General features: G+C 64.7%; 19 protein-coding genes. 12 read left to right on the top strand and 7 right to left on the bottom strand.

All coding sequences use genetic code 11. The features are described from left to right. Positions 1-143 precede the first annotated feature (143 nt). The 3 genes from ACX80C_RS08140 to ACX80C_RS08150 all read left to right on the top strand — a co-directional run bounded on the left by ACX80C_RS08140 (position 144) and on the right by ACX80C_RS08150 (position 3258). Positions 144-1010: a TPM domain-containing protein gene (locus tag ACX80C_RS08140; RefSeq protein ID WP_459325957.1), complete on the top strand. Its 867-nt coding sequence runs from the start codon at positions 144-146 to the stop codon at positions 1008-1010. A gap of 45 nt (positions 1011-1055) precedes the next feature. Next, a complete protein-coding gene (locus ACX80C_RS08145) occupies positions 1056-2093 on the top strand; it encodes an LLM class flavin-dependent oxidoreductase (protein ID WP_459326105.1) in 1038 nt (345 codons plus the stop codon). A gap of 262 nt (positions 2094-2355) precedes the next feature. Beyond that, a complete protein-coding gene (locus ACX80C_RS08150) occupies positions 2356-3258 on the top strand; it encodes a macrolide 2'-phosphotransferase (RefSeq protein WP_459325958.1) in 903 nt (300 codons plus the stop codon). Positions 3259-3330: 72 nt separating this feature from the next. Here the strand turns inward: ACX80C_RS08150 and ACX80C_RS08155 are convergent, their stop codons facing one another. After that, positions 3331-4806 carry an alanine/glycine:cation symporter family protein gene (locus tag ACX80C_RS08155; RefSeq protein WP_459325959.1) on the bottom strand — a complete coding sequence of 492 codons (1476 nt, stop codon included), beginning with the start codon at positions 4804-4806 and terminating at the stop codon, positions 3331-3333. Between the two features lie 239 nt (positions 4807-5045). On the opposite strand from ACX80C_RS08155, the gene ACX80C_RS08160 reads away from it, so the two are divergent. Then, positions 5046-5474, top strand: a complete 429-nt coding sequence (locus ACX80C_RS08160) for a VOC family protein (RefSeq protein WP_459325960.1) — start codon at positions 5046-5048, stop codon at positions 5472-5474. Positions 5475-5486: 12 nt separating this feature from the next. On the opposite strand, the gene ACX80C_RS08165 is transcribed toward ACX80C_RS08160, so the two are convergent. Further along, entirely contained in the window at positions 5487-6626 is a 1140-nt protein-coding gene (locus ACX80C_RS08165) for an alpha/beta hydrolase (protein ID WP_459325961.1), read from the bottom strand. 38 nt (positions 6627-6664) lie between these two features. Between ACX80C_RS08165 and ACX80C_RS08170 the strand changes: the two genes are divergently transcribed. Both ACX80C_RS08170 and ACX80C_RS08175 read left to right on the top strand, forming a co-directional pair. Next, a complete protein-coding gene (locus ACX80C_RS08170) occupies positions 6665-7213 on the top strand; it encodes a TetR/AcrR family transcriptional regulator (protein ID WP_459325962.1) in 549 nt (182 codons plus the stop codon). Between the two features lie 18 nt (positions 7214-7231). Further along, entirely contained in the window at positions 7232-8365 is a 1134-nt protein-coding gene (locus ACX80C_RS08175; RefSeq protein WP_459325963.1) for an FAD-dependent oxidoreductase, read from the top strand. A gap of 285 nt (positions 8366-8650) precedes the next feature. Here ACX80C_RS08175 and ACX80C_RS08180 read toward each other — a convergent pair whose 3' ends face one another. Next, positions 8651-11506, bottom strand: coding sequence for an FAD-binding and (Fe-S)-binding domain-containing protein (locus ACX80C_RS08180; protein ID WP_459325964.1), 2856 nt, complete (start codon positions 11504-11506; stop codon positions 8651-8653). Between the two features lie 50 nt (positions 11507-11556). Here ACX80C_RS08180 and ACX80C_RS08185 point away from each other — a divergent pair, with 50 nt between their 5' ends. Beyond that, a complete protein-coding gene (locus tag ACX80C_RS08185) occupies positions 11557-12261 on the top strand; it encodes a GntR family transcriptional regulator (protein WP_459325965.1) in 705 nt (234 codons plus the stop codon). A gap of 21 nt (positions 12262-12282) precedes the next feature. Here the strand turns inward: ACX80C_RS08185 and ACX80C_RS08190 are convergent, their stop codons facing one another. Beyond that, entirely contained in the window at positions 12283-13107 is an 825-nt protein-coding gene (locus ACX80C_RS08190; RefSeq protein WP_459325966.1) for a phytanoyl-CoA dioxygenase family protein, read from the bottom strand. Positions 13108-13206: 99 nt separating this feature from the next. Here ACX80C_RS08190 and ACX80C_RS08195 point away from each other — a divergent pair, with 99 nt between their 5' ends. The 5 genes from ACX80C_RS08195 to ACX80C_RS08215 all read left to right on the top strand — a co-directional run bounded on the left by ACX80C_RS08195 (position 13207) and on the right by ACX80C_RS08215 (position 18872). Then, the gene (locus ACX80C_RS08195) at positions 13207-14004 is read left to right on the top strand and encodes a helix-turn-helix transcriptional regulator (RefSeq protein ID WP_459325967.1); all 798 of its coding nucleotides are present in this window, start codon (positions 13207-13209) and stop codon (positions 14002-14004) included. 65 nt (positions 14005-14069) lie between these two features. Further along, a complete protein-coding gene (locus tag ACX80C_RS08200; protein ID WP_459325968.1) occupies positions 14070-15731 on the top strand; it encodes an alkaline phosphatase D family protein in 1662 nt (553 codons plus the stop codon). A 147-nt stretch (positions 15732-15878) separates the two neighbouring features. Continuing rightward, positions 15879-16946: a hypothetical protein gene (locus ACX80C_RS08205; protein WP_459325969.1), complete on the top strand. Its 1068-nt coding sequence runs from the start codon at positions 15879-15881 to the stop codon at positions 16944-16946. Between the two features lie 26 nt (positions 16947-16972). Beyond that, positions 16973-18199 carry a sensor histidine kinase gene (locus ACX80C_RS08210; protein ID WP_459325970.1) on the top strand — a complete coding sequence of 409 codons (1227 nt, stop codon included), beginning with the start codon at positions 16973-16975 and terminating at the stop codon, positions 18197-18199. After that, positions 18192-18872 carry a response regulator transcription factor gene (locus ACX80C_RS08215; RefSeq protein WP_459325971.1) on the top strand — a complete coding sequence of 227 codons (681 nt, stop codon included), beginning with the start codon at positions 18192-18194 and terminating at the stop codon, positions 18870-18872. The genes ACX80C_RS08210 and ACX80C_RS08215 overlap by 8 nt, the downstream gene beginning before the upstream one ends. A 13-nt stretch (positions 18873-18885) precedes the next feature. Here ACX80C_RS08215 and ACX80C_RS08220 read toward each other — a convergent pair whose 3' ends face one another. The 3 genes from ACX80C_RS08220 to ACX80C_RS08230 form a co-directional block, all read right to left on the bottom strand. Beyond that, positions 18886-19305 (bottom strand): hypothetical protein, encoded by a 420-nt coding sequence (locus ACX80C_RS08220; RefSeq protein WP_459325972.1) that lies wholly within the window; start codon positions 19303-19305, stop codon positions 18886-18888. 137 nt (positions 19306-19442) lie between these two features. Beyond that, the gene (locus ACX80C_RS08225; protein WP_459325973.1) at positions 19443-19880 is read right to left on the bottom strand and encodes a hypothetical protein; all 438 of its coding nucleotides are present in this window, start codon (positions 19878-19880) and stop codon (positions 19443-19445) included. Next, on the bottom strand, positions 19880-20614 hold the full coding sequence (locus ACX80C_RS08230; RefSeq protein ID WP_459325974.1) for a DUF5642 family protein: 735 nt from the start codon (positions 20612-20614) through the stop codon (positions 19880-19882). The genes ACX80C_RS08225 and ACX80C_RS08230 overlap by 1 nt, the downstream gene beginning before the upstream one ends. Positions 20615-20655 lie beyond the last annotated feature (41 nt).

Raw genomic sequence — 20655 nt, forward strand, 5'->3', positions numbered from 1 at the left:
TATACATACGGAGGTGCAGGCAAGATCGCTTCGTCCGTCCGACGAACGGAATTCAATGCGTCGGACGGATTAGTCCTTCCGGCCGATTTCCTTCGCCGAGGACCTCGTTACGCTGGAGAAAACCGGACTCGAAGGAGACTCTCGTGTTGCATCCAAAACGTGCAGTCCTCGCAGGTGCGATGCTGCTGCTGGTGCTCACCGGCTGCGGCGACGAGGGTTCCGCAGCGGTGCCCGAACCACCAGGCCAGGGAAACGTCCTGGACTCCGCCGATGTCCTCACCAGTGCGCAGGAGCAGGAGCTCAACACGCTGATCGAGGAGCAGAACAGCAGCACCGACGCAGCCCGTGTGGCGGTACTCACCGTCGACGGCGCCTCCGGATCGATCGAAGACTACGCCCGCGAAGTCGCCACCACCTGGGGTGTTGGAGATGAGGGCGCGGACAACGGCGTACTCGTGGTCGCCGATACCGGCGAGCGCGAGTTGCGCATCGAAACAGCCGACGGCGTCCGCGAGCGCTTCTCCGATGATGAAGCGGAGGACGTCATCGAGGATGTCCTCGAGCCCGCGTTCGGCGACGAGCAGTACGCCGAAGGCCTCACCGGCGCGGTCAGCCAGATCTACACCTATGCACAGGGCCAGGAACCACCGAAGGACCCGTATGCCTGGGTCCTTCCGGTCAGCATCGTTGGCGGGCTTGTTGTGTTCATCGGGCTCGTGGTCGGGCTGGTCGTGGTGGACTCGCGCCGTCGACGTCGTGTTGCGGACCAGGAGATTCAGGCGGCCGAGCTAAGCGATCCGGACTTTCAGTTGACCGACGCCCAACGCGATGCATACCGAAAATATCGCTACAGCCACCGCAAGGACAACGCGGTGACCAGTCCGGTGATTTGGCTGCCGTTGTACGTAGCGAATCCGTCACTGTACGGGGGCACCACCGCGAACTCATCCGGATCATCGATCAGCGGCGGTGGCGGTTTCACGGGCGGCGGCGCGTCCGGGAGCTACTGAGTGCTCCCGCGGAATGTCCCGCCGTCGTGCGTGGTTGTGCCGGACATGTTGCGCATCGGATTTCTCTCCTTCGGTCACTGGTCTCCCCTTGAGGGTTCGCGTACGCGCACCGCACGCGATTCCCTCCTGCAGGGCATCGACCTCGCCGTTGCGGCAGAGGAAATCGGAGTGGACGGTGCATTCTTCCGTGTCCACCACTTCGCTCGCCAGCAGGCCGCGCCGTTCCCATTGCTTGCCGCAATAGCTGCGCGTACCAGCCGGATCGAGATCGGCACCGGCGTAATCGACATGCGCTACGAAAACCCGCTGTACATGGCAGAGGAAGCCGCCGAGACGGATCTCATCAGCGGCGGGCGGCTCCAACTCGGGATCAGCCGCGGGTCACCTGAACCCGCACTTAACGGCGCCGCCAACTTCGGGTACGTTCCGGCCGAGGGCGAAGAATCCGGCGACATGGCACGCCGCCACACCGATTTCTTCCGTCATGCGATCAGCGGCGCGGGGGTCGCCGAGGCGGACACCCGGCAGGCTTCCGGGCTCCTGCCCATCCAGCCGCACTCCCCCGGATTGAGCCAACGAATCTGGTGGGGTGCCGGCACGCGCAAGACCGCCGTATGGGCCGCCGAACAGGGCATGAATCTGATGAGCTCCACTCTGCTCACTGAGGACACCGGCGTTCCCTTCGACCAACTCCAGGCCGAACAGATCCAGCTGTACCGCGGCGCCTGGGCGAACGCCGGGCATTCTTTCTCACCGCGCGTATCGGTCAGCCGCAGCGTCATCCCGATAGTTGACGACGAAGACCGCCGCTACTTCGCCCTCAGCGCCCTCCGCGAAAGCCGCGACCAGGTAGGAGTGCTGGACGGCGCCATGTCCCGCTTCGGCAAGAGCTACATCGGCGAACCCGACGTACTCGCCGAAGAACTCGCCGCGGACGCCGCCGTGCAGTCCGCCGACACCCTCATGCTCACCGTCCCCAACCAACTCGGCGTCGACTACAACGCGAAGCTCCTCCGCAACGTCATCGAGCACATCGCGCCGGCCGTCGGCTGGGTGAGGAGGACAACGACGACGGCGGGCTGAGTTCTGTCTTCTGTTGCCGTCTTATTTGCCCTAGCCCAGTCGGCTGAAGGTGAATTGGGGTCCTTATCCTTCTCAGGGTTTCGCCTGCGGTGCTCTCGTTGCATGCATTGCCTGCAGTGCAGGCGAAAACCAGCGACGACATAGAGCCGCGCGCACCCGGGAGGACAGGCCGGAAAGGATTGGGGTGAACAGCGCCGAGCGCCCGCAAGGCAACTGCGAAAAGCTGAGCCCGCCGGCGTCGTCGGGTGCAAGAATCGAAGGCATGACACCCGACCCCACAGCCAATGCCGTTGCGGACCTCGCCCAGCAGCACGGACTTGCCCTGGACCCGGCGACCATCCGGTTCAACGAGGCCGGCCTGGACTACCGGGTGGCCTTCGCGACCAGTACGGAAACCGGCGAGGCCTGGGTGCTGCGGATACCGCGGCGGGCGGATGTGTCCGCCAAGATCGTAGAGGAGAAGCGCATCCTCGACTTCGTTGGCCCGCGCCTGCCCATCGCGGTGCCGGACTGGCGCATCAGCTCGCCCGAGCTCATCGCCTATCCTCTACTGCCCGGCAGGCCAGGACTGACGCTTGATGATGAAGGGCAGCCGGTCTGGCATTACGACGTCGCCTCGCCCGAGTACGCTCGATCGCTTGCGGAGGTGATCGCGTCCCTACACCGCCTCGACACCATCGAGGCTGCCGATGCCGGCATCCCGTCCGAGACTCACGAACAGGTGCAGCAACGGTGGACTGACGACCTCGACCGGGTGCTGGATGAATTCGACGTCGACCCCGATCTCGTCAACGTGTGGCGCACCTGGATTGATGACGACGACCTCTGGCCGCAACGCACCGTGCTCACCCACGGCGAGCTCTACCCGGCGCATCTGCTGCTGGATGAAGGCAGCCGCATAGTCTCAGCGCTGGACTGGACCACCGCCAGGGTCAGCGATCCGGCGCTCGACTTCATGTACCAGTTCATAATCGCGCCGCCGGAGCAGTTCGCCGCGACCGTCGATGCGTACCGCGAACTCACCGGAAACATCGAACTTAACCTCGCAGGACGATGCAGCGAGCTGATCGCCGCTGGACCATTGAACTATGCGCTGTTTGCGCTCGAATCCGGCGAACCCGGGCACCGCGAGGCAGCGGAGGCGCAGCTTCGCCCCAACGGTTAGGAAGCCAGAGGAAAGCCCGACGCCGGAGGTGGACACCGGCGTCGGGCTCTACTTCAAAGGGAAGACCGGGGGTCAGTCCTCGTCCGCACTCCCGCGCCGCGAGCCGACTGTTGTCTCCGACGGAGTGGCTTCCACCCAGAAGTCGGCCCCCTTGATGCCAAGCGGACGCGGATCGAAAACGGGGTCCGCGCCCGTCCGGCGCTGGCGGTCGTAATCCTTAATGACCTTCCGGACAATCGGCGCGAGCAGCAGGATGCACACCATGTTGATCCAGCCCAGCGAGGCGTAACCGATGTCGCCGATCGTCCACATGACTGCCGCGGACTCGACGGAGCCGTAGAACGTGATCGCGAGCATGCCGATCTTCAGCACCCAACTCAGCACCGGACCCAATTCGCGGCCCGCCAGGAACACGATGTTCGTGTGCGCGATGTAGTAGAACGCCACCAGTGTGGTGAAGGCGAAGAAGAACAGAGCAATCGCGACGAAGCCCGGACCGAATCCCGGCAGCGCATCACTCACAGCTTCCTGTGTATAAGCGGAGCCGGCTTCAAGGCCGGGAACGTTGGTGACGATCGGATCGCCGTTATCACGCGTGACGTTGTACGAGCCGGTCATGACCACCATCAGGCCGGTCGCCGAGCAGACTACAACGGTGTCGATGAAGATCGAGAATGCCTGCACCAGGCCCTGCTTCGCCGGGTGACTGACCGACGCCGCCGCCGCACCGTACGTTCCTTCACCCACGCCGGCAACATTGGAGAACACCGCTCGCCGGACACCCCATGCGACAGCCGCGCCCGCGATCCCGCCGAACACTTCATGCATGCCGAACGCGCTCGAGAGGACGAGTCCGAGAGTCGGGATGATCTGGTCAAAGTTGACCAACAGTACGACGATGGCGGTCAGGATGTACCCGACAGCCATGATCGGGACCATGAACTGGGCAGCGCCGACAACGCGCTTTGTCCCACCGATGATCACAAACCCCAGAAGGCCGGTCACGATGATCGCAGTCATCCAGACCGGAATGTTGAACGCCGTCTCCATGCTCGCCGCAATGTTGTTGGACTGAACGCCCGGGAAGAGGAACCCATACCCCAGCGCTGTCAGTACCGCCAGCAACGCGGCCAGCCACTTGATCCGCAGCCCGTACTTCACGTAGAACGGCATCCCGCCACGGTGCTCGCCGTTGATCTTGCGTTTGAAGACCTGCGCGAGGGTTGACTCCGCGAAAGCACTCGCCGCACCCAACAGGGCGCAGACCACCATCCAGAACAGTGCTCCCGGGCCGCCCGCGGCAATCGCCGTTCCGACGCCGGCGATGTTACCGACACCCACCCTGCTCGAAATGGTCAGGAGGAGCGCCTGAAGGGGCGAGATGCCTCCGTCGTCGGCGTTCTTGGGCTTGAAGATTAGCCGCAATGTTTCCGGCAGGAGCCGGAACTGGGCGGCGCCGGTGAGGAGGGTGAAGAACAGCCCCACCCCCAGCGCCATGTAGGCCATCGGGTTCCATAACCCGTCGCTGATGCTTACCAGGGTGTCCATGCGCCTCTTCCTTGAGTCGTCGTCCGCCGGCCGAGGACGGCCAGCCCGGCGGTGATCCCTTGTGGCTTATGCCACATAGTATGTGAAATGTTACATACTATCCGCGTCTTCGCCAACCATTTCCTGAATGTTTGTGGCGGCCACGGTTGCGCCGGCTTCACGATAGTCCCGCGTCACTCGCCGTCGGATGATCAGAGCTAGGCTTGCCATCGGTGCCGCAACGACGCAAGGGGAACCCCATGGACCAGCAACTGCACTTCATCACGCTTGCCACACCCAACCTTGAGACGGCGCGGCGCTTCTACCATGAGGGCCTCGGCTGGGACGCACTGCTGGACATCGACGACGAAATCATCTTCTACCAGGTTGCCCCCGGCCTGCTTCTTGGTCTGTTCGAGGCAGGCAAATTCGCCGAGGACCAGGGCAGCAGCCATGCGCCGGGTATTTCCGGGATCACACTGTCGCACAACGTCGCCAGCCCGCAGGAGGTCTACCGCACGGTCGGCGCGATGGCTGCAGCCGGCGCCAACATCCTGAAGCAGCCTCAGCAGGGTAAGTTCGGTGGGATCTTTCACGCGCATGTAAAGGACCCGAACGGCGTCGTCTGGGAGATCGCACACAACCCGGGCTGGCGGATCACCGAAGCGGGCGACGTCGTCCTCGGCTGACGTACGGGCTGCCTACCTCGCGTCCGCGCGGCTCCGGACCCACCCGGCGAACGCCTCAATCCGCTCGGCCACGAGCTGTGCGCGGAGAGAGTTAAAGTAATCGAACGTGTGCTGGGCATCGGGCAGCTCCATATACACCACGGGCTCGCGGGAAGCTGCCTTCAGTTCAGTAGCGAACTCGCGGGCCCGTTCAACCGGAACCATCGTGTCCCGATCCCCGTGCACTATAAGGAACGGCGGTGCATCCACAGTGACGTGCGCGGCCGGAGTACTGCGAGGGTCCCCCGCCGTCCTGCCGTAGTACCCGTACTGGCACACGGCGGCGGTAACTGACGTGTCGACGCCCTCGAAGCCCGGCTGAAACTCCGGCTGGTTCGGAGTCAGCGCCGCGAAGGACGCGAGATAGGCGCCGGCGGAATTACCTGCCACGAACACCACCGACGGATCCGCACCATACGACGCACCGTGCCCTTGCACCCAGGCCAGGACCCGCTTCGCATCCACCACGTAATCGGGAAAGCGAGTCAACCGATAGTTCGCGCTCACACACAGCCATCCACGGCTCGGGAGACGGTGAAGCAGCGGCAGCGATTCGCGGTTCTTCGCCCCGGAAACAAAATGTCCACCGTGGAAATGGACAAACACCGGGCACCCCTGGGGCCGGGACCGATGCCGGTACACATCGAGCAGGTGCCGCCTGCCGCCGTCGTCGTATGCGATGTTCCGCACGCGCTCAACGTCCCGCCGCCGCCGAAGGAAGGGAAGCAGGTAGGCACGCAGCAGGTTCGGCCGCCCAGGCTCGACACCCGAGCGCCAGTCCGTACCGAGCGACGCATGCATAGCTGCCTCCGGCACATCGGCTGACCTCACGGCGCGGTACGCCACGACACCGAGGCCAACCCAGGCCGCAACCAGGATCACCGCACCGAGGATCCCGCCGGGCGTGAGTGGATCGTCGTCGGCCAGGGTCAGCACGGTCCCCGGCACCGCCCAAAGTGCAGCGACCAGGGGCATCTCGTTCACGCCCATTCCAGCCAGGTACATACTGGTGCCCAGTGGGCCCTGTGCACGCTTCGGCCACAGCGCGCAGACGGTCGCTACCCCGAGGATCAGGACGGTCAGCAGGAAACCAACAGGCAGGTTCGACAACATGTGTAGTGATTCTAGACTACGGGTGTAGTGTTCTGTCTATGCGTGAACAGCTTCTTCTCGACGCCGCCATCGAGGTGCTTGCCGCGGGCGGGGTACGGCAACTGACCCACCGCGGGGTTGATGCAGCGGCCCAGCTGCCGCTCGGCTCCACGTCGAACCGGTTCCGCTCCCGCGACGCCCTCCTGACCGCCGCGCTGAACCGGATCCTCGAACGGGAAATGGCTGTCTGGGCGGCGCTTTCGAAGGAAACAGAGAACGACGTCGGCGGGTTCGCTTCCGCCCTCGGCCGCCTCGTCGAGAAGCTCACAGGCGAGCACCGTTCGCTTACCCTCGCGCGCCACGCCGTGTTCGTGGAGGCGAGCAACCGGCCGCAGTTGGGTGAGGAGGCCGAGAAGGGCCGCGCCGAACTGGCGAATTGGATGATGCCCGCGCTCATAACTCTTGGCTCACACGATCCGAAGACGCATCTGCAGTATCTGCTCGCGCTGATCGATGGGCTGTTGACCAGTCGACTGGTTCATCCCGCGCCCGACGCCGACCCCGCACCGGCGATAGCGGCGCTGCTGCGCGGACTCATTTCCCGCTGACCCGTTAGGACGAAAATCATGCGCATCCTTATTGTCGGAGCCGGCATTGCAGGCCTGGCGCTGGCCGGCTTGCTGGCGCGGCGGGGCGAGGCCGCCGTCGTCGTCGACCGTCGGCCTCACGACGCGGACCTTGGCTACGCGATCGCCCTGTGGCCGCATGGGAGCCGGGTTTTCCATGCGCTCGACGTGCACGAGGAGTTCGTCGCCGCGAGTGAGCCGATGGAGTCCTACACAGGGCGGGACGGGTCCGGGCGCACACTGCTGACCTCTGCGATGCCGGAGAGCATCGGCGCTTTCGGGCATCTTGGCATCATCCCGCGCGAGGACCTGCTGACACTCCTGCGGAAACCGCGCACCGCCGCTGGCGCGATCGACGTACGCGACGGCGTCGGGATCGCCTCGCTGTGGCAGTCCGCCCACGAGGTGGAGGTGGCGTTCGATGACGGGACGACGGGCACCTTCGACCTGGTGGTAGGCGCGGACGGCATCCACTCCCGTGTGCGCGACCTCACCCTCGGACGCGTGCCCGACCGGCACACGGGCTGGGGCTGCTACGTCTGGTGGGCGGATCCATCGCTGGCTCGGCCCGGCGCGACCACCGAACACTGGGGTGCCGGGAGCTTCCTCGGCACCTACCCGTGCCGCGACCGGCTGTGCGTCATCGCCGGAGCGCCGCTCGATACGCTGCGAGCCGGCGGCCGGTCCACGCGGGTGGCATCGCTGCTCACAGAACACGGCGCGCCCGAACTGGTGGACGGTCTTCCACCGGAGAATGAGCCGCTTTACCTCTGGCCGATGGCCGACGTGCGGTCACCGAAGTGGGTGAAGGGAAGGGTAGCGCTGGTGGGTGACGCCGCGGCAGCGTTCCTTCCGACGGCGGGGATCGGCGCGTCGATGGCACTGGAATCGGCGGCTGTACTGGCGGACGAGCTATCCCGCACTGACGCTTGCTACCTCCCGAACGCACTCGACCTTTATGTACGACGACGGCGGCGGCGCGTCGAGGCGGCGCAGAACCAGTCGCGGCGGCTGGCACGGCTGATGTTCGTGCGCTCTGCCCGCCTGGCTGCAATGCGGGATAGGGCGCTGCGGTTCGCAACGATGGAGCAGATGGTCGGGCCGCTCATCAAGGATCTGCGCGAGCCGATCTGAGCAGGTGCATTGATCGGCATGCGGTGTTCGCGCGACCCCCTGAACCCACCGTGCGCCTGACCACCTATGTGCTTTCAGATTCTGCCTGCAGTGCAGGCATGCCTGCATTCTGCTGCTGTTGCCTGCAATCTGCCGTCAATGCCTGCAATGCCTGCACTTTCGCGAGAGGCATATCGACCCCCGGCGGCACACCAGACAGTGGGAATCGCTGCCGCACGCGTGCAGTGACAAGGCAGGAGCGACCACCGCCGGTCCAACAGCTGCGCCAGATGGCAGCAGCCCAAGCTACCGCCGCCGGTCCAGCAGCTGTGCCAGATGGATACCGTGACGTTCGCTGAGATCCTCGAGCTGGGTGCGGCAAGAGTAGCCATCGGCAAGTACGACGGCGTCGTCCTCCGCTGCGCGAACCGCCGGCAGGAGTTGCTGCTCAGCCACCGCAACGGACACCTCGTAGTGCCCGCGTTCAACGCCGAAGTTCCCGGCCAACCCGCAGCAGCCGCCAAGCTTCTGCAGCGTCGCACCGGCGCCCTCAAGCAGAGCAGCGTCAGGACTCCAACCCATCACCGCATGATGATGGCAGTGCGGTTGCGCGACGATGGTGGTTCCCGCCAGCGACGGCGGCGTGTAGCCGGGTGTCTTCGCAAGCAACTCGGCCAAGGTGAAAGTGGCACCGGCAACCGGACCGGCAGTTGAGCGGCCGAGCAATTCCACGGCATCCGACCGGAGCACCCCTGTGCAGGAGGGTTCGAGCCCAACGATGGGAATGCCCTGTTCCACATATTCATTGAGCACCGATACGGACGAGCGCAGAATCTTCCGGGCTCCATCGAGTTGCCCGGTCGAGATCCACGTCAGCCCACAGCACACCGGTTTCTCGGGTATGAGCACCTCGTACCCGGCGCCCTCCAGCACCCGCACCGCAGCCTGACCAACCTCAGGAGAGAAGTTGTCCGTGAACGAATCCGCCCACAGCAGTACCTGGGGACGATCACCGGAGAAACCAGCAGCCCGGGACCGGAACCACTTGTGGAACGTCTGCGGAGTGAACGCGGGAATGTTCCGCCGCGAATCCACCCCGGCAACCCGCAACCCGAGTTGCCGGGCCCCAGGTAGCCGCATCAGGAAGTTCAGCACCCGCGGCGCCACAGAAGCGAATCGCGCCCACCGCGGCAGCCACCCGAGGGAATAGTGCGACGCCGGCCGCAACCGCCCCTTATAGCTCTGGTGGAGTACTTCGGCCTTGTAGGCGGCCATATCGATTCCCGTGGGGCAGTCGGAGGCGCAGCCCTTGCAGGAAAGGCAGAGGTCCAGCGCATCGTGCACTTCAGGTGCCCGCCAGTTCGGCTTTCCAGGAGGAAGACCATCGGACCGCCCCCCGGTCACGCTCCCGTTGATCATCTCCTGCAGCGCCCTCGCGCGCCCGCGGGTCGAATCCTTCTCCTCAAGTGTCGCGATGTAGGACGGGCACATCACGGTCTGGTTATCGCGATGCGCCGCACGGCACTGCCCCACCCCGGTGCAGCGGTGGACCGCCTGGCTGAAGTCGCCGTCGTCGTGCTCGTAGCCGAACGCCAACCCCGAACGCAGGGGCCCAGCGGAGGCGACACGGACGTTGGCGTCCAACGGGTCGGGATCCACAAGGACGCCCGGATTGAGGAGATTGTCCGGATCCAGGATCCCCTTGACCTTGCCGAACAGTGCCAGCGCATCGGGTGTGTACATGTAGGGCAGCAGCTCGCTGCGGGCGCGACCATCGCCGTGCTCGCCGGAGAGTGAGCCGCCATAGGACGCCACCAGTTTCGCAGCGTCGGTGAGGAAGGCGCGGAAGGCGGCGGCGCCGTCGTCGTTCTGGAACGGGTAGTCCAGGCGGACGTGCACGCAGCCGTCGCCGAAATGGCCGAACGGGAAGCCGGTGAGGTTGTGGGCAAGAAGCAGCTCATCGAATTCGCGGAGGTAGTCGCCGAGCCGCTCCGGCGGAACCGCCGCGTCCTCCCATCCGGCGTGGGCGGGGGCTCCCGCCGGCGAGCGCCCACTCAGTCCGCCGCCGTCCTCGCGGATCCGCCAGAGCGCCGCCGCCTGACGGGGATCCTCAACGATACGCGTATGCCGGGCGGCGCCGATCCGACTCACCTCAGCGGCCCGGGAGGCGACCTCGAGCGCGTCATCACCTGAGATTTCGACGAACAGCCAGGCGGCGCCGCCGGGAAGTTCGGGCACGGCCTGCGGCCCCTTACGGGTGCGGACCACCTCGACAATCCGCGAATCCAACCCCTCACACGCCGTCGGTTTGAAGGGCAGCACGGAGGTGACGGCGTCGCCCGCCTCGCCGATGTTGCCGAAGCCGAGCACCACCATGGTTTTGTGCGGCGCGTCCTGCACGAGGCGAACGCCGGCCCCAAGGATCACCGCGAGCGTGCCCTCGCTGCCCACGAGCATGCGCCGCAGGTCGAACCCGCGCTCAGGCAGGAGGTGCTCCAGCGAGTATCCCGAAACCTGCCGCCCGAACCGCCCGAGCTCGGTCCGGATGGTGCCGAGGTTCGCAGCCACGAGTGAGCGCAATGCGTCAGTTTCCGACGACGACGACGCCCCCTCAGCCCCCAGCCGCAGGCGCGTGCCGGAGCCGGTGACGACGTCGAGCTGCGTCACGTTATCTGCGGTGCGCCCATAGGCCAGCGCGCGCGAGCCACACGCGTTGTTGCCGATCATTCCGCCGACGGTGCAGCGGGTGTGCGTCGAAGGGTCCGGGCCGAACCGAAGCCCGTTCGCGAGCGCCACCTTCTGCAGCGTCGCGTGGACTGCGCCGGGTTCGACGACCGCAGTGCGCGCTTCGGCGTCGAACTCCAGAACCCGGTTCAGGTGGCGGCTGAAGTCGATCACCACGCCCGGGCCGATGGCGTTGCCTGCAATCGACGTGCCTGCACCGCGGGACGTAACGGGAACGCCGCGCTCACGGCACACCTCGAGGGTGGTCAGCACCTCGTCGATGTGCCGCGGCAAGACGACGGCGGCGGGCTGGATCCGATACAGCGAGGCGTCGGACGAGTACACGGCGCGGGACGTGGCGTCCGCGCGGGCGTCGGCAACGCCGCGCGCTTGCAGCTCTGCGGTCAGGGAACGGGGTTCGGTGAGCGTCGTCGCCATAGGTAACATGTTACTCCCATGAGGGGGGCGCTGGCTACTACTCTGGTGACATGCCTTCCACTCCCCGCCCACCGTCCCTGACCGAGCGCACCATCGACGCCGTGCGCGAGGGCATCCGGGACGGCACCTTCGTGCCTGGCGAGCTGTATTCGGTGTACCAGTTGGCGGATCGGCTCGGCGTTTCGCGCAGCCCGGTCCGCGAGGCGTTGCTCCGGCTCGCGGAGACGGGCATGGTGTCCATTGTGCGCAACCGGGGGTTCCGCGTGGTGCTGCCCGGTGCGCGGGAGCTGGTCGAAATCATGGCCGTACGGTTGGCGCTCGAAATACCGGCAGCGGCGCAGGCGGCGCGGCGGGCTTCCGCAGAGGATTGCGCAGCGCTGGAAACTGAACGCGAGGCTATGCAGCAAGCGGTCCAGGACAGCAATGAGGGTGCGTTCCTCCTCCACGACCAGCGGCTGCACGCCCTCCTGCTGGACCTCGCCGGCAACAGCCACACCATCCGGATCATCGAGAACCTGCGCGATGCCACGCGCCTTGTCGGCATGTCCACCATGCGCAAATCCCGGTCCCTCGAGGACGTGTACGCCGAGCACCTCCCAATCCTCACCGCCGTCGAACACGGAAACGCCGACGCCGCCGCGGACGCGATGCGCCGGCACCTCGAATCCACGGGCCTCCTCCTCCTGCGGGAAGCGGCCGGGGAGAACGACGACGTCGACCGCCTGTGGGCGGAGTACGTCACCTGGAGTGCCTAGTTCAGCCCGAATATGTGCGGTTCAGTGGATCATCGGCTCATCAAATTCGGAGCCGCAAGGCCCGCCGTCTTCGTTGCTTTCCTTGACTACGGGAGCACCGTCGAAATCCATCATGCCCGGCACATACCACTTTCCGACGTGGGAAGCGGAGGCGGGCATGTAGTGCGATATGAAGGAGCGGCGCCACAGATCCTCGGTGCGGTTGGGCTCCGAACCATGTACCACGCTGCCGTTGAAGAGAAGTACATCCCCCGGCTCAAGCTCCAGCTTGACCGGATCATGCCCCTCCGGCGGACGAACATAATCTTGAGTGAAGCTTTCAGTTGAGTCCGCGGTTTCAGGGCAGACCACCTCCATGTGCTGCGTTCCCGGGCACAACTGAAGTCCTCCGTTCTCCGGAATGGACCGGTCGACGGCCAACCAGGCGGCCACGCAGGTCTGCGGTTTGATCTTGAGGAAGTAATTGTCCTGGTGAAACGCCTGTCCCCGTGCTCCAGGTGGCTTGAAGTAGTACATCGTCTGTACGGCGATCGGCTCATCGTCCATGAGTTGGGTCAGCACTGTCTTAACACGGGGATCGAGCAGGCGCTTCCTGCTGCCCTCGTCGAAAAGGTGCGGATGCATCACCCGGGGATAGCGTGCCAGCGGGTCTACCCCTTCGCCCGGTTTCCAGAATCCCTCGATCGGTTCGCCCTTCTCGGCGAGGTTTTCGAAATACTCCTTGCATTCGCTGACGTCGTCTGCGCTGAAGAGCGCTTTCGCAACGGTGAAGCCGAGTTCGTGGTAGTCCGTTACTTGCTGCTCGGTGAGCCGGTATGTTGTGGCCAGGTCAGGCAACTTGGTCATCCTCTCCTAGTGATGGGTACCCCTCAATCGTGGTTCGCCGCGCGGCCAGATGACATAGAGCGCTGTCTCATCAGCATGGATTTTCTTATCATTAGTTGTGTGGCCTTCAGCGACCTTCTCCAGCTCCGGGCTTCCGGTTCCTTCACGAACCTGCCTATTCCACCGGTGCGGCGGGATGCACCTACCGACTATCTTCTGGTGTGGGTAGTTGATGGAGACATCAGCGGTGAAGTCGGTGGCGTTCCGTTTGTGGCATCGGCGTCAGAAGCGGTGTTACTGCCTCCCGGAGTTCCACACGCCTACTGGGCACCGAGCCGGGGCAATTGGCACTGGCTTTGGGTCCATTTCGACGGCGCTGCGGCCAGTACTTTCCACGAGGACTTCACGCGTCTTGACCAGCCTGTAGTTCCGCTCGATATTCCGTTCACTTACCGCAGGTTCATCTCCGTCCTGACCCACGCGCAGCAAAGTGCTGATCCTCAGAAGTCCCCGCTCGTCACCGGGGAATTGCTCGCACTCCTTGGAACAATCCTGGGTTCCGGGGCAGACTCGGATGGCAGCCGTGGCACCGAAAACGCCGACCTCGAAGACCTGTTCGCGTGGATCGCCGAGAACCTGGACCAGCCGCTTACGCTCAAGGACATGTGCTCCCGGGCAACGTCCTCGCCGGCGAACCTGCATCGACGTTTCGTCGCGGCGGTAGGTGTCAGTCCCAAGTCGTATGTGTCCCGCATCAAACTTTCAACAGCCGCAGATTACCTCCGCCTGACGTCGATGAGCGTTTCGAACGTAGCGGCGGCCGTTGGCTTCAAGGATCCGCTCTACTTCTCCCGAAGGTTCAAGGCATGGTCAGGACTCTCGCCGACGGAGTATCGTTCCCCTCGACCGCCGGCCTGACCTTCCGCACTAGCTGTTCAACACGCCCATAGCGCTCCCGCCGCGAACCCGGGTAGAAATGGACGATGGACAATCTTCTGGTGCTCGGCCCTCTGCTGCGGTTCGTCGACGAGACCTCGGCGAGCATATGGGTGGAAACCGGGGTGGCCGGCGTCGTCGTTGTTTGTGCCGGCGACCGCGAGTGGGATGCCCGCACGTTCTCGGTCCATGGACATCACTACGCCTTGGTTGAGATCGGCGGGCTGGAACCTGGAATCACGCTCCCCTACACCGTGCATATCGAAAACGAGCAGGTGTGGCCCGAGAAAGGATCGCCTTTCCCGCCTTCCACCATCCGTACCGTGGATCCTGAGCGCCCGTTCCGGCTGTCGTTCGGATCCTGCAGGACCAGCGAGGCCAACGACCTCGCGGCGCACAAGACCCACGGCGTCGATTCGCTGCTGGCCTTCGCGCTGGATCTAGCCTCCCGCGATGGGTCCACGCAGCCGGACCTGATCGCGTTCCTCGGAGACCAGGTGTACGCGGACATTCCGAGCAACGAGATGCTGCAGCTCATCAGGGACGACCGCGGCATCGCCACCAAGCTGGACGCTGAACTGCGCAACTACGAGGAGTACACGCAGATTTACAGGCTCGCGTGGTCCAACGCCGCCATCCGCTGGCTGCTGTCCACCCTTCCGAGCGCCATGATCTTCGATGATCACGACATCCGCGACGACTGGAACTCCTCGCTGCTCTGGAAACGGAAGGTCGAGAACATCCCCTGGTGGAAGGACCGGATTGTCTCCGGGCTTGCGTCCTACTGGGTGTACCAGCACCTCGGTAACCTCTCGCCCGCAGAAAGGGCCGACGACGAAATCTGGCAGGCCATCGTCTCCCACCGCGGCCCCGGCGAACTGGAACTAAGCCCGGTACTTGAAGCCGTGGTCGAGGAAGCCGACCGGGATCCTGAACGGTACCGCTGGAGTTTTTGCCGGGACTTCGGTGACGTGCGGCTGATCGTGCTCGATTCACGGGCGGCGCGCGTCCTCGAACCCGGGAAGCGCGAAATGCTGGACAGCAAGGAACTGCAGTGGCTGGACGAGCGGATGCAGGGCGACCGCCGCCATCTGCTGGTGGCCACGTCCCTGCCGTTCCTGTTACCGCGTGGGCTGCACCATATCGAGGAGTGGAACGCCGTGCTTGCCGACGGCCGCTGGGGAGAGCGCGTTGCCGCTGTGGGCGAACGAATCCGGCAGGCCATCGACCTTGAACACTGGGCTGCCTTCCCTTCGACCTTCCGCGCGGTTGCCGCCATGGCCACAGAAGTTGCCCAGGGCCGCCGCGGTAAAGCTCCGGAGACGGTGACCTTCCTGTCCGGTGACGTGCACTTTTCCTACATCGAGGAGGTGGACCAGCCCATGCAGTCCCGCGTGCTTCAGGCGGTCTGCTCCCCCATCCGCAACCCGTTGCGGCCGGCGCTGCGCTGGGTCGCGGCCCTCGGGTCCACGCGGGTTGCCGGGCCCGTGGGAGGTATGCTCGCCAGATTCATTCCTCATCCACCGTTTCACTGGTCAACACTGAAAAGCCCGTGGTTCGATAACAACCTCGCAAGCCTCGAGGTAACACCCGAGGGCCTGTTGCTCCGCTGGGACACCGGCGTTGTTGACGATAAGGACCATTCTGCGCCGAAGCTGCGGGAGGTCACCTCAATCACCATCGAGCCCCGGGCAGCCAAAACCCCGTAACACCCCGTAATCCGGAACTTTCGTGCAGCTACGGCGACTTCGCCGCGGTGGAAGCCGCCATAGGTGCACGTAAGTTCCCCCGCATGGGGGATGCCGCTCATCCGCGGGAGGGATTCGCGGAGGTCAGCGCGAAACAAGACTGAAGTCATGACTCAGCAATCCTTGAAACGCCCAGCCAAGCTGCTTCCCGCCGTCCCGTTCATCACCTCAATCTCAGCCTTCGCCTACGCGGCAGGGGCGGCCGCCGTCGTCGTACTTGGCGGTCGGCTGCCGCTGGCAGATCCGGCAGCGCCCGCCGAATATGCACCTCTCAACGGACCGCTCGGCGACGTACTGCACTGGATGCTACCAATCCTTGCGGTACTCGGCGGTGCCCTCGCCCTGGCAGTCCACGCACGACGACGGCCGGGCCGGCTCCTCGCAAGCGCGGCGGTGACGTTCGCTGTCGTTTATGCCGGCATTGCGCTCCTGCTCGTGGTCGACAGCCGCCTCCTGACGATGCTCGGTTACGTGCCCTATTTGCTCATCAGCTTCCTGACGAATCCCGGCTCGCTGGACATCGACTTCCACTGGCCGATAGTAGGGCATCAGGCCGCGATGCTTGCCGGTGTTGCGCTGTGGGTGTGGACCGCCGTCGTCGTCGTTCGCCGGAGCATGGACGAGTGCCTCGCCTGCGGACGCGGCACTAACTGGTTCACGGCTACGGCAGCCCGGCGGTGGGGCAAGCCGGTGACAATTGCCGCCGCGGCGATCCCGGCCGCCTACGCGCTCACCCGGTTCGCGTGGGCTGCGGGCATTCCGCTGGGAATCAGTACAGAGATGCTCAGCGAGATGCAGGCCAATGGCATGGTGTACGCCGGCCTGGGCCTGGCCTCGATGGCGTTGCTCGGCACCCTGCTGACGCTCGGCCTGATTCAGCGCTGGGGGTCGGTGTTCCCGCGCTGGGTTCCGTTCGTCGGCGGGCGCGCAGTGCCCGTGTTGCTGGCCGTTATTCCGGCGAGCCTGATTTCGGTCGTTGTGGTGCCCGCGGGCGCCGAGATCATCCGCCTCTTCACCGCTGGTATCACCGGCGGAATCCCGTTCGACGCCGAGAACTGGGCCACCGGTGCGCCTGCCTTCCTCTGGATCGTCTGGGGTCCGCTGCTGGCGGCGGCGACGCTCGCCTACTTCCTCAAGCGACGCGGAGAGTGCGGCATCTGCGGGCAGTCCGCCTGAGGTCCTTGATGAGCAAGAATAGGCCCATGACGGACAGCGGCCGCGTACCCAGGCGGACAGCCCGCATTGCCAGGCACTTCGTGTTCATGATGATCGGCGCCCTGCTTGCCGTGCCGTATTTCGCGGTCTTCATCTGGGCGGCGCAGCTGGCGTCAGTAAGTCCCGGCTCAGCGGCCGTGGCGTTTGTGCTCCTCGTCGCGCTGCTGGCTGTACCGGCGAGCCTTGCGGCCACCCGTGCCCTCGAGCGGACCGCCGTGCGGGAGCTGCTGGCAGTCGACCTTCCGGAGCCCATCGGCGTAGACCGTCCCGCCCGGCGCTGGCGTGGCGCCGCCTGGTACGTGGTGCACCTGCTCACCGGATCGCTCCTGTTGGTGACGCTGGTGGTCGCTGTCCCGCTCGTCGTTACGATCGCCGCCTCTTTCCTCACCAGCCGGATGGAGGATGTCGCGGAACTTGCCGCCGTCGTCGTCCCTTTCGCTGACACGACGACGGCGGTGCTCTGGACCCTCGGCCTTAGCGTCGCGATCACGGTTTTCACTCTTCTCGCCGGGTCGGCGCTGCCGCACTGGGCACAGGGCATGGTGGGCCCGGACGCCGCCGAACGGCTCGCGATCGAGGCAGAGCAGCAACGGGCAGCCGCACGCCGCAACGAACTTGCCCGTGAGCTGCACGATTCCGTAGGTCACGCCCTCACCGTCACAACACTGCAGTCCACGGCGGCGCAGCGGCTCCTGGCGACCGATCCTGATGCCGCCGCACGCGCCATGCACGCCGCCGCTGAGACTGGCCGGGCAGCACTGGCTGAGCTGGACCGGGTGATCGGCATCCTGCGCTCCTCCGGCTCCATGGGTGCCGAAACGGGGCTCGAGGAGCTTCCCGCCGTGCTGGAGCGGATCACCTCGCAGGGGCTTGTTGTGGTGACCGATTACGACGACGGCGTGCTGGCCGGGTTGCCTCCGGCCACCTCGGCTGCCGCTCTCCGGATCCTGCAGGAGGGGCTGACCAACGCGCTGAAGTACGCGTCTCCGCGCGAAGCCCGGCTTCAGGTCCTGCGCAATGAACGCTCTCTACAGCTGGTGCTCGGCAACCCTGTGGGTTCGACTTCTTCTTCATCTTCGGCGGGTGGCGGTCGGGGCCTGGACGGCATCCGGGAGCGGGCACGGCTGGTGGACGGAAGCGTGCGGGCCGGTGCGGCGGACGGCCAGTGGACCCTCGACGTCTCGCTTCCCCTTCTTGGGAGTGCCCGTGGGTGAAACTATTCGGATCCTGCTCGTGGATGATGAGCCGCTCATCCGGTCCGGTCTTGCGGCCATCCTGTCCCTGGAGAAGGACCTCGATGTGGTGGTCGAGGCCGACGACGGCAGGGAAGTCTGGTCACAGGTTCGCCGGTTGCAGCCGGACCTGGTGATGATGGACGTCCGGATGCCGCAGATGAACGGCATTGAGGCGACAGCGCAGCTCGTGGCCAATTCCGGGCTCCTGCCTCATGCCCCGCGGATTCTGATCCTGACCACGTTCGAGAGTGACGACTACGTTTACGATGCACTCAAAGCCGGCGCCGACGGTTTCCTGCTGAAGCGCTCACGGCCGGAGGAACTCATTCAGACGGTGCGTGCGGTTGCCCACGGTGAGTCGATAGTCTTCCCCTCGAAGCTGAGGCAGCTGGTTGCTGACCGTCAACGGGATGGCGGCGTGGCTGGGAACGATCTCGTTGGGAGCGCTGGGTTGAGTTCTCGCGAAAACGAAGTGCTGCAGAATCTTGCGCGCGGGTACAACAATCAGGAAATTGCGGAGCGGATGTTCCTCGGTGTGGAGACGGTGAAGAGCCATATCGCGTCGATTCTCACGAAGCTCGGCGTCCGGGACCGTACCCAGGCTGTGATCGCTGCGTACGAATCGGGGTTCATCCGGCCGGGTGCCGGCTAGCCTGTTCAGCGGATCAAGGCTTTTCGCCACACACATTGGTTCCCGGCTCGATGGGAATAATCTTGATCATCTCGCCGGTCTTGGCATCGACGACCACGACAGAGTTCGCCGGCCAGGCCTGGTCGACTTCCGGCTGATAGTCGACGCCGGTGGTTTCGGCATCGCCGGCGAGGTTCATGGAACGGTCGAAGGTGTCGATGACGCGACCTGTGTCAGTCAGGAGTGTGACTGTCTGCTGGGGCAGGTGCTCGTCATTTCCGTCAACGGGTGTGGAATTCCACCACCCCTCCCACCCGCCGATGCAACCATCCGCACGTGCCGGGGCTCCAGCACGTGCCTCCGGTTCGATGCCTGAATTTTCATTCCCGACGCCGCAGCCGCCCAGGGCGAGCGCCGCCGTTGTCAGTACTGCTGCTATTGCTGTTGCTCTCATGTTCCTTATTCCTAAGTTCCACCGCTCATTGATCGGGTCGACCATATGTCTTCCCGGAGAATGCAGGCTCTGTAGTCGTTGCCTGCATTGCCTGCAACGCCTGCATCTTCTGCGAAGGTAACCCCCAAGCGTCTCGGCTACGGGCTCAGCTCCTGGAAGGCGGGATTGAATGGCACCTGAATGAAGAACACCCCAATGACCATGAACGCGACGGCCACAACTCGTAGGTAGCCAGGGGTGGCGATGAAGGAGCGGGAGTAATCAATTCCCATTGGTCTGTAGCTCTTCATTGCTTTCACCATGACCGGGAGCGATCCGCGGAAGTTGGTGATGATGAACAGACCGACCAGGAATCCGCACAACCCCAGCGCGCCGGCGAGCCACAGCGCCGCCGTGAGCAGAACACCGTTCTGCAGCACAGCCGAGAAGAGGATGGTCAGCCATGTGCAGGCAAACGCGACCATGAAAGCGATGTAGAAACCGCGAAGAGGCTGCGGCAGCTGCCGATGAAAGGTGAGGAACGTACTACGCTGCGATTCCGCCTCGGACCCGCCCGACTGGTCTGCGATTGGCATTACTTTGTGCTTGGCTCAAGCAGTTGCGCAGCGATGTCTGCGAGCTGCTCCTGCACCCCAGCATCAGGCTTGGTGGCTCCTACGGTCTGCACCGAGACGATCACACCGTCGGCATGAGCAGAGACAATCAGCGTGTGAATCATCTGTTCCGGGCCCAGCTCCTGGGTGGTGAGGAGGGCAAACGAATCCACACCGATATGCTGCTGCGGCAATTCCTCCGTCGTGGAGGTTACCGTGGTGCCCGCGATGGTCATCGTTACCGACGAACACTCTTCGAGTGCCTCCCGGTTTGTGCCAAAACCCTGTTCGAGAGCGTCTTCGGTGCTTCCATCGAGTAGGACCGCAACCAGGATCCCACCCGATTCGTTTGCCGCACCCATGCCGGCCACGCTTTGCGAAGCCACTTCACCCGAAGACGCCATGTTGCCCAGAGCTTGGTCCTTGCACTCGGCAGGTTCAACTTCGGCACCTTCCAGTGCGGACTTCAACTTCTCCATGCCGGCTGCCGCCTGATCCGTCGGAACAACCTCGAGGGGGTCGCCCAACACATCCTTGACACCTGCTACCCGCGCCTCAAGCTCGGCCTTGCTGACCGGCTCGGCGGGCGCCGTGGTCGTCGGCTCTGTGGAGGGTGCGGAAGATCCGGCGTCCGGCGACGACTCGTTGGAGCCGCCGCAGCCAGCCAGCAACAGGGTTGCTGCGAGCGCGCAGGAAGTGAGAAGAGACTTTTTCATGGCGAGTTCCCCCTAGTGCCGCGACCCAGTTCGCGGTCGAT

Source organism: Arthrobacter tecti (genome assembly GCF_054511355.1).

Coding starts and splice junctions, on each gene's coding strand:
- ACX80C_RS08225 (WP_459325973.1), bottom strand. CDS start 19,880: ATGCCAATCGCAGACCAGTCGGGCGGGTCCGAGGCGGAATCGCAGCGT.
- ACX80C_RS08185 (WP_459325965.1), top strand. CDS start 11,557: ATGCCTTCCACTCCCCGCCCACCGTCCCTGACCGAGCGCACCATCGAC.
- ACX80C_RS08200 (WP_459325968.1), top strand. CDS start 14,070: ATGGACAATCTTCTGGTGCTCGGCCCTCTGCTGCGGTTCGTCGACGAG.
- ACX80C_RS08210 (WP_459325970.1), top strand. CDS start 16,973: ATGACGGACAGCGGCCGCGTACCCAGGCGGACAGCCCGCATTGCCAGG.
- ACX80C_RS08170 (WP_459325962.1), top strand. CDS start 6,665: ATGCGTGAACAGCTTCTTCTCGACGCCGCCATCGAGGTGCTTGCCGCG.
- ACX80C_RS08230 (WP_459325974.1), bottom strand. CDS start 20,614: ATGAAAAAGTCTCTTCTCACTTCCTGCGCGCTCGCAGCAACCCTGTTG.
- ACX80C_RS08160 (WP_459325960.1), top strand. CDS start 5,046: ATGGACCAGCAACTGCACTTCATCACGCTTGCCACACCCAACCTTGAG.
- ACX80C_RS08220 (WP_459325972.1), bottom strand. CDS start 19,305: ATGAGAGCAACAGCAATAGCAGCAGTACTGACAACGGCGGCGCTCGCC.
- ACX80C_RS08145 (WP_459326105.1), top strand. CDS start 1,056: ATGTTGCGCATCGGATTTCTCTCCTTCGGTCACTGGTCTCCCCTTGAG.
- ACX80C_RS08150 (WP_459325958.1), top strand. CDS start 2,356: ATGACACCCGACCCCACAGCCAATGCCGTTGCGGACCTCGCCCAGCAG.
- ACX80C_RS08155 (WP_459325959.1), bottom strand. CDS start 4,806: ATGGACACCCTGGTAAGCATCAGCGACGGGTTATGGAACCCGATGGCC.
- ACX80C_RS08190 (WP_459325966.1), bottom strand. CDS start 13,107: ATGACCAAGTTGCCTGACCTGGCCACAACATACCGGCTCACCGAGCAG.
- ACX80C_RS08180 (WP_459325964.1), bottom strand. CDS start 11,506: ATGGCGACGACGCTCACCGAACCCCGTTCCCTGACCGCAGAGCTGCAA.
- ACX80C_RS08175 (WP_459325963.1), top strand. CDS start 7,232: ATGCGCATCCTTATTGTCGGAGCCGGCATTGCAGGCCTGGCGCTGGCC.
- ACX80C_RS08205 (WP_459325969.1), top strand. CDS start 15,879: ATGACTCAGCAATCCTTGAAACGCCCAGCCAAGCTGCTTCCCGCCGTC.
- ACX80C_RS08165 (WP_459325961.1), bottom strand. CDS start 6,626: ATGTTGTCGAACCTGCCTGTTGGTTTCCTGCTGACCGTCCTGATCCTC.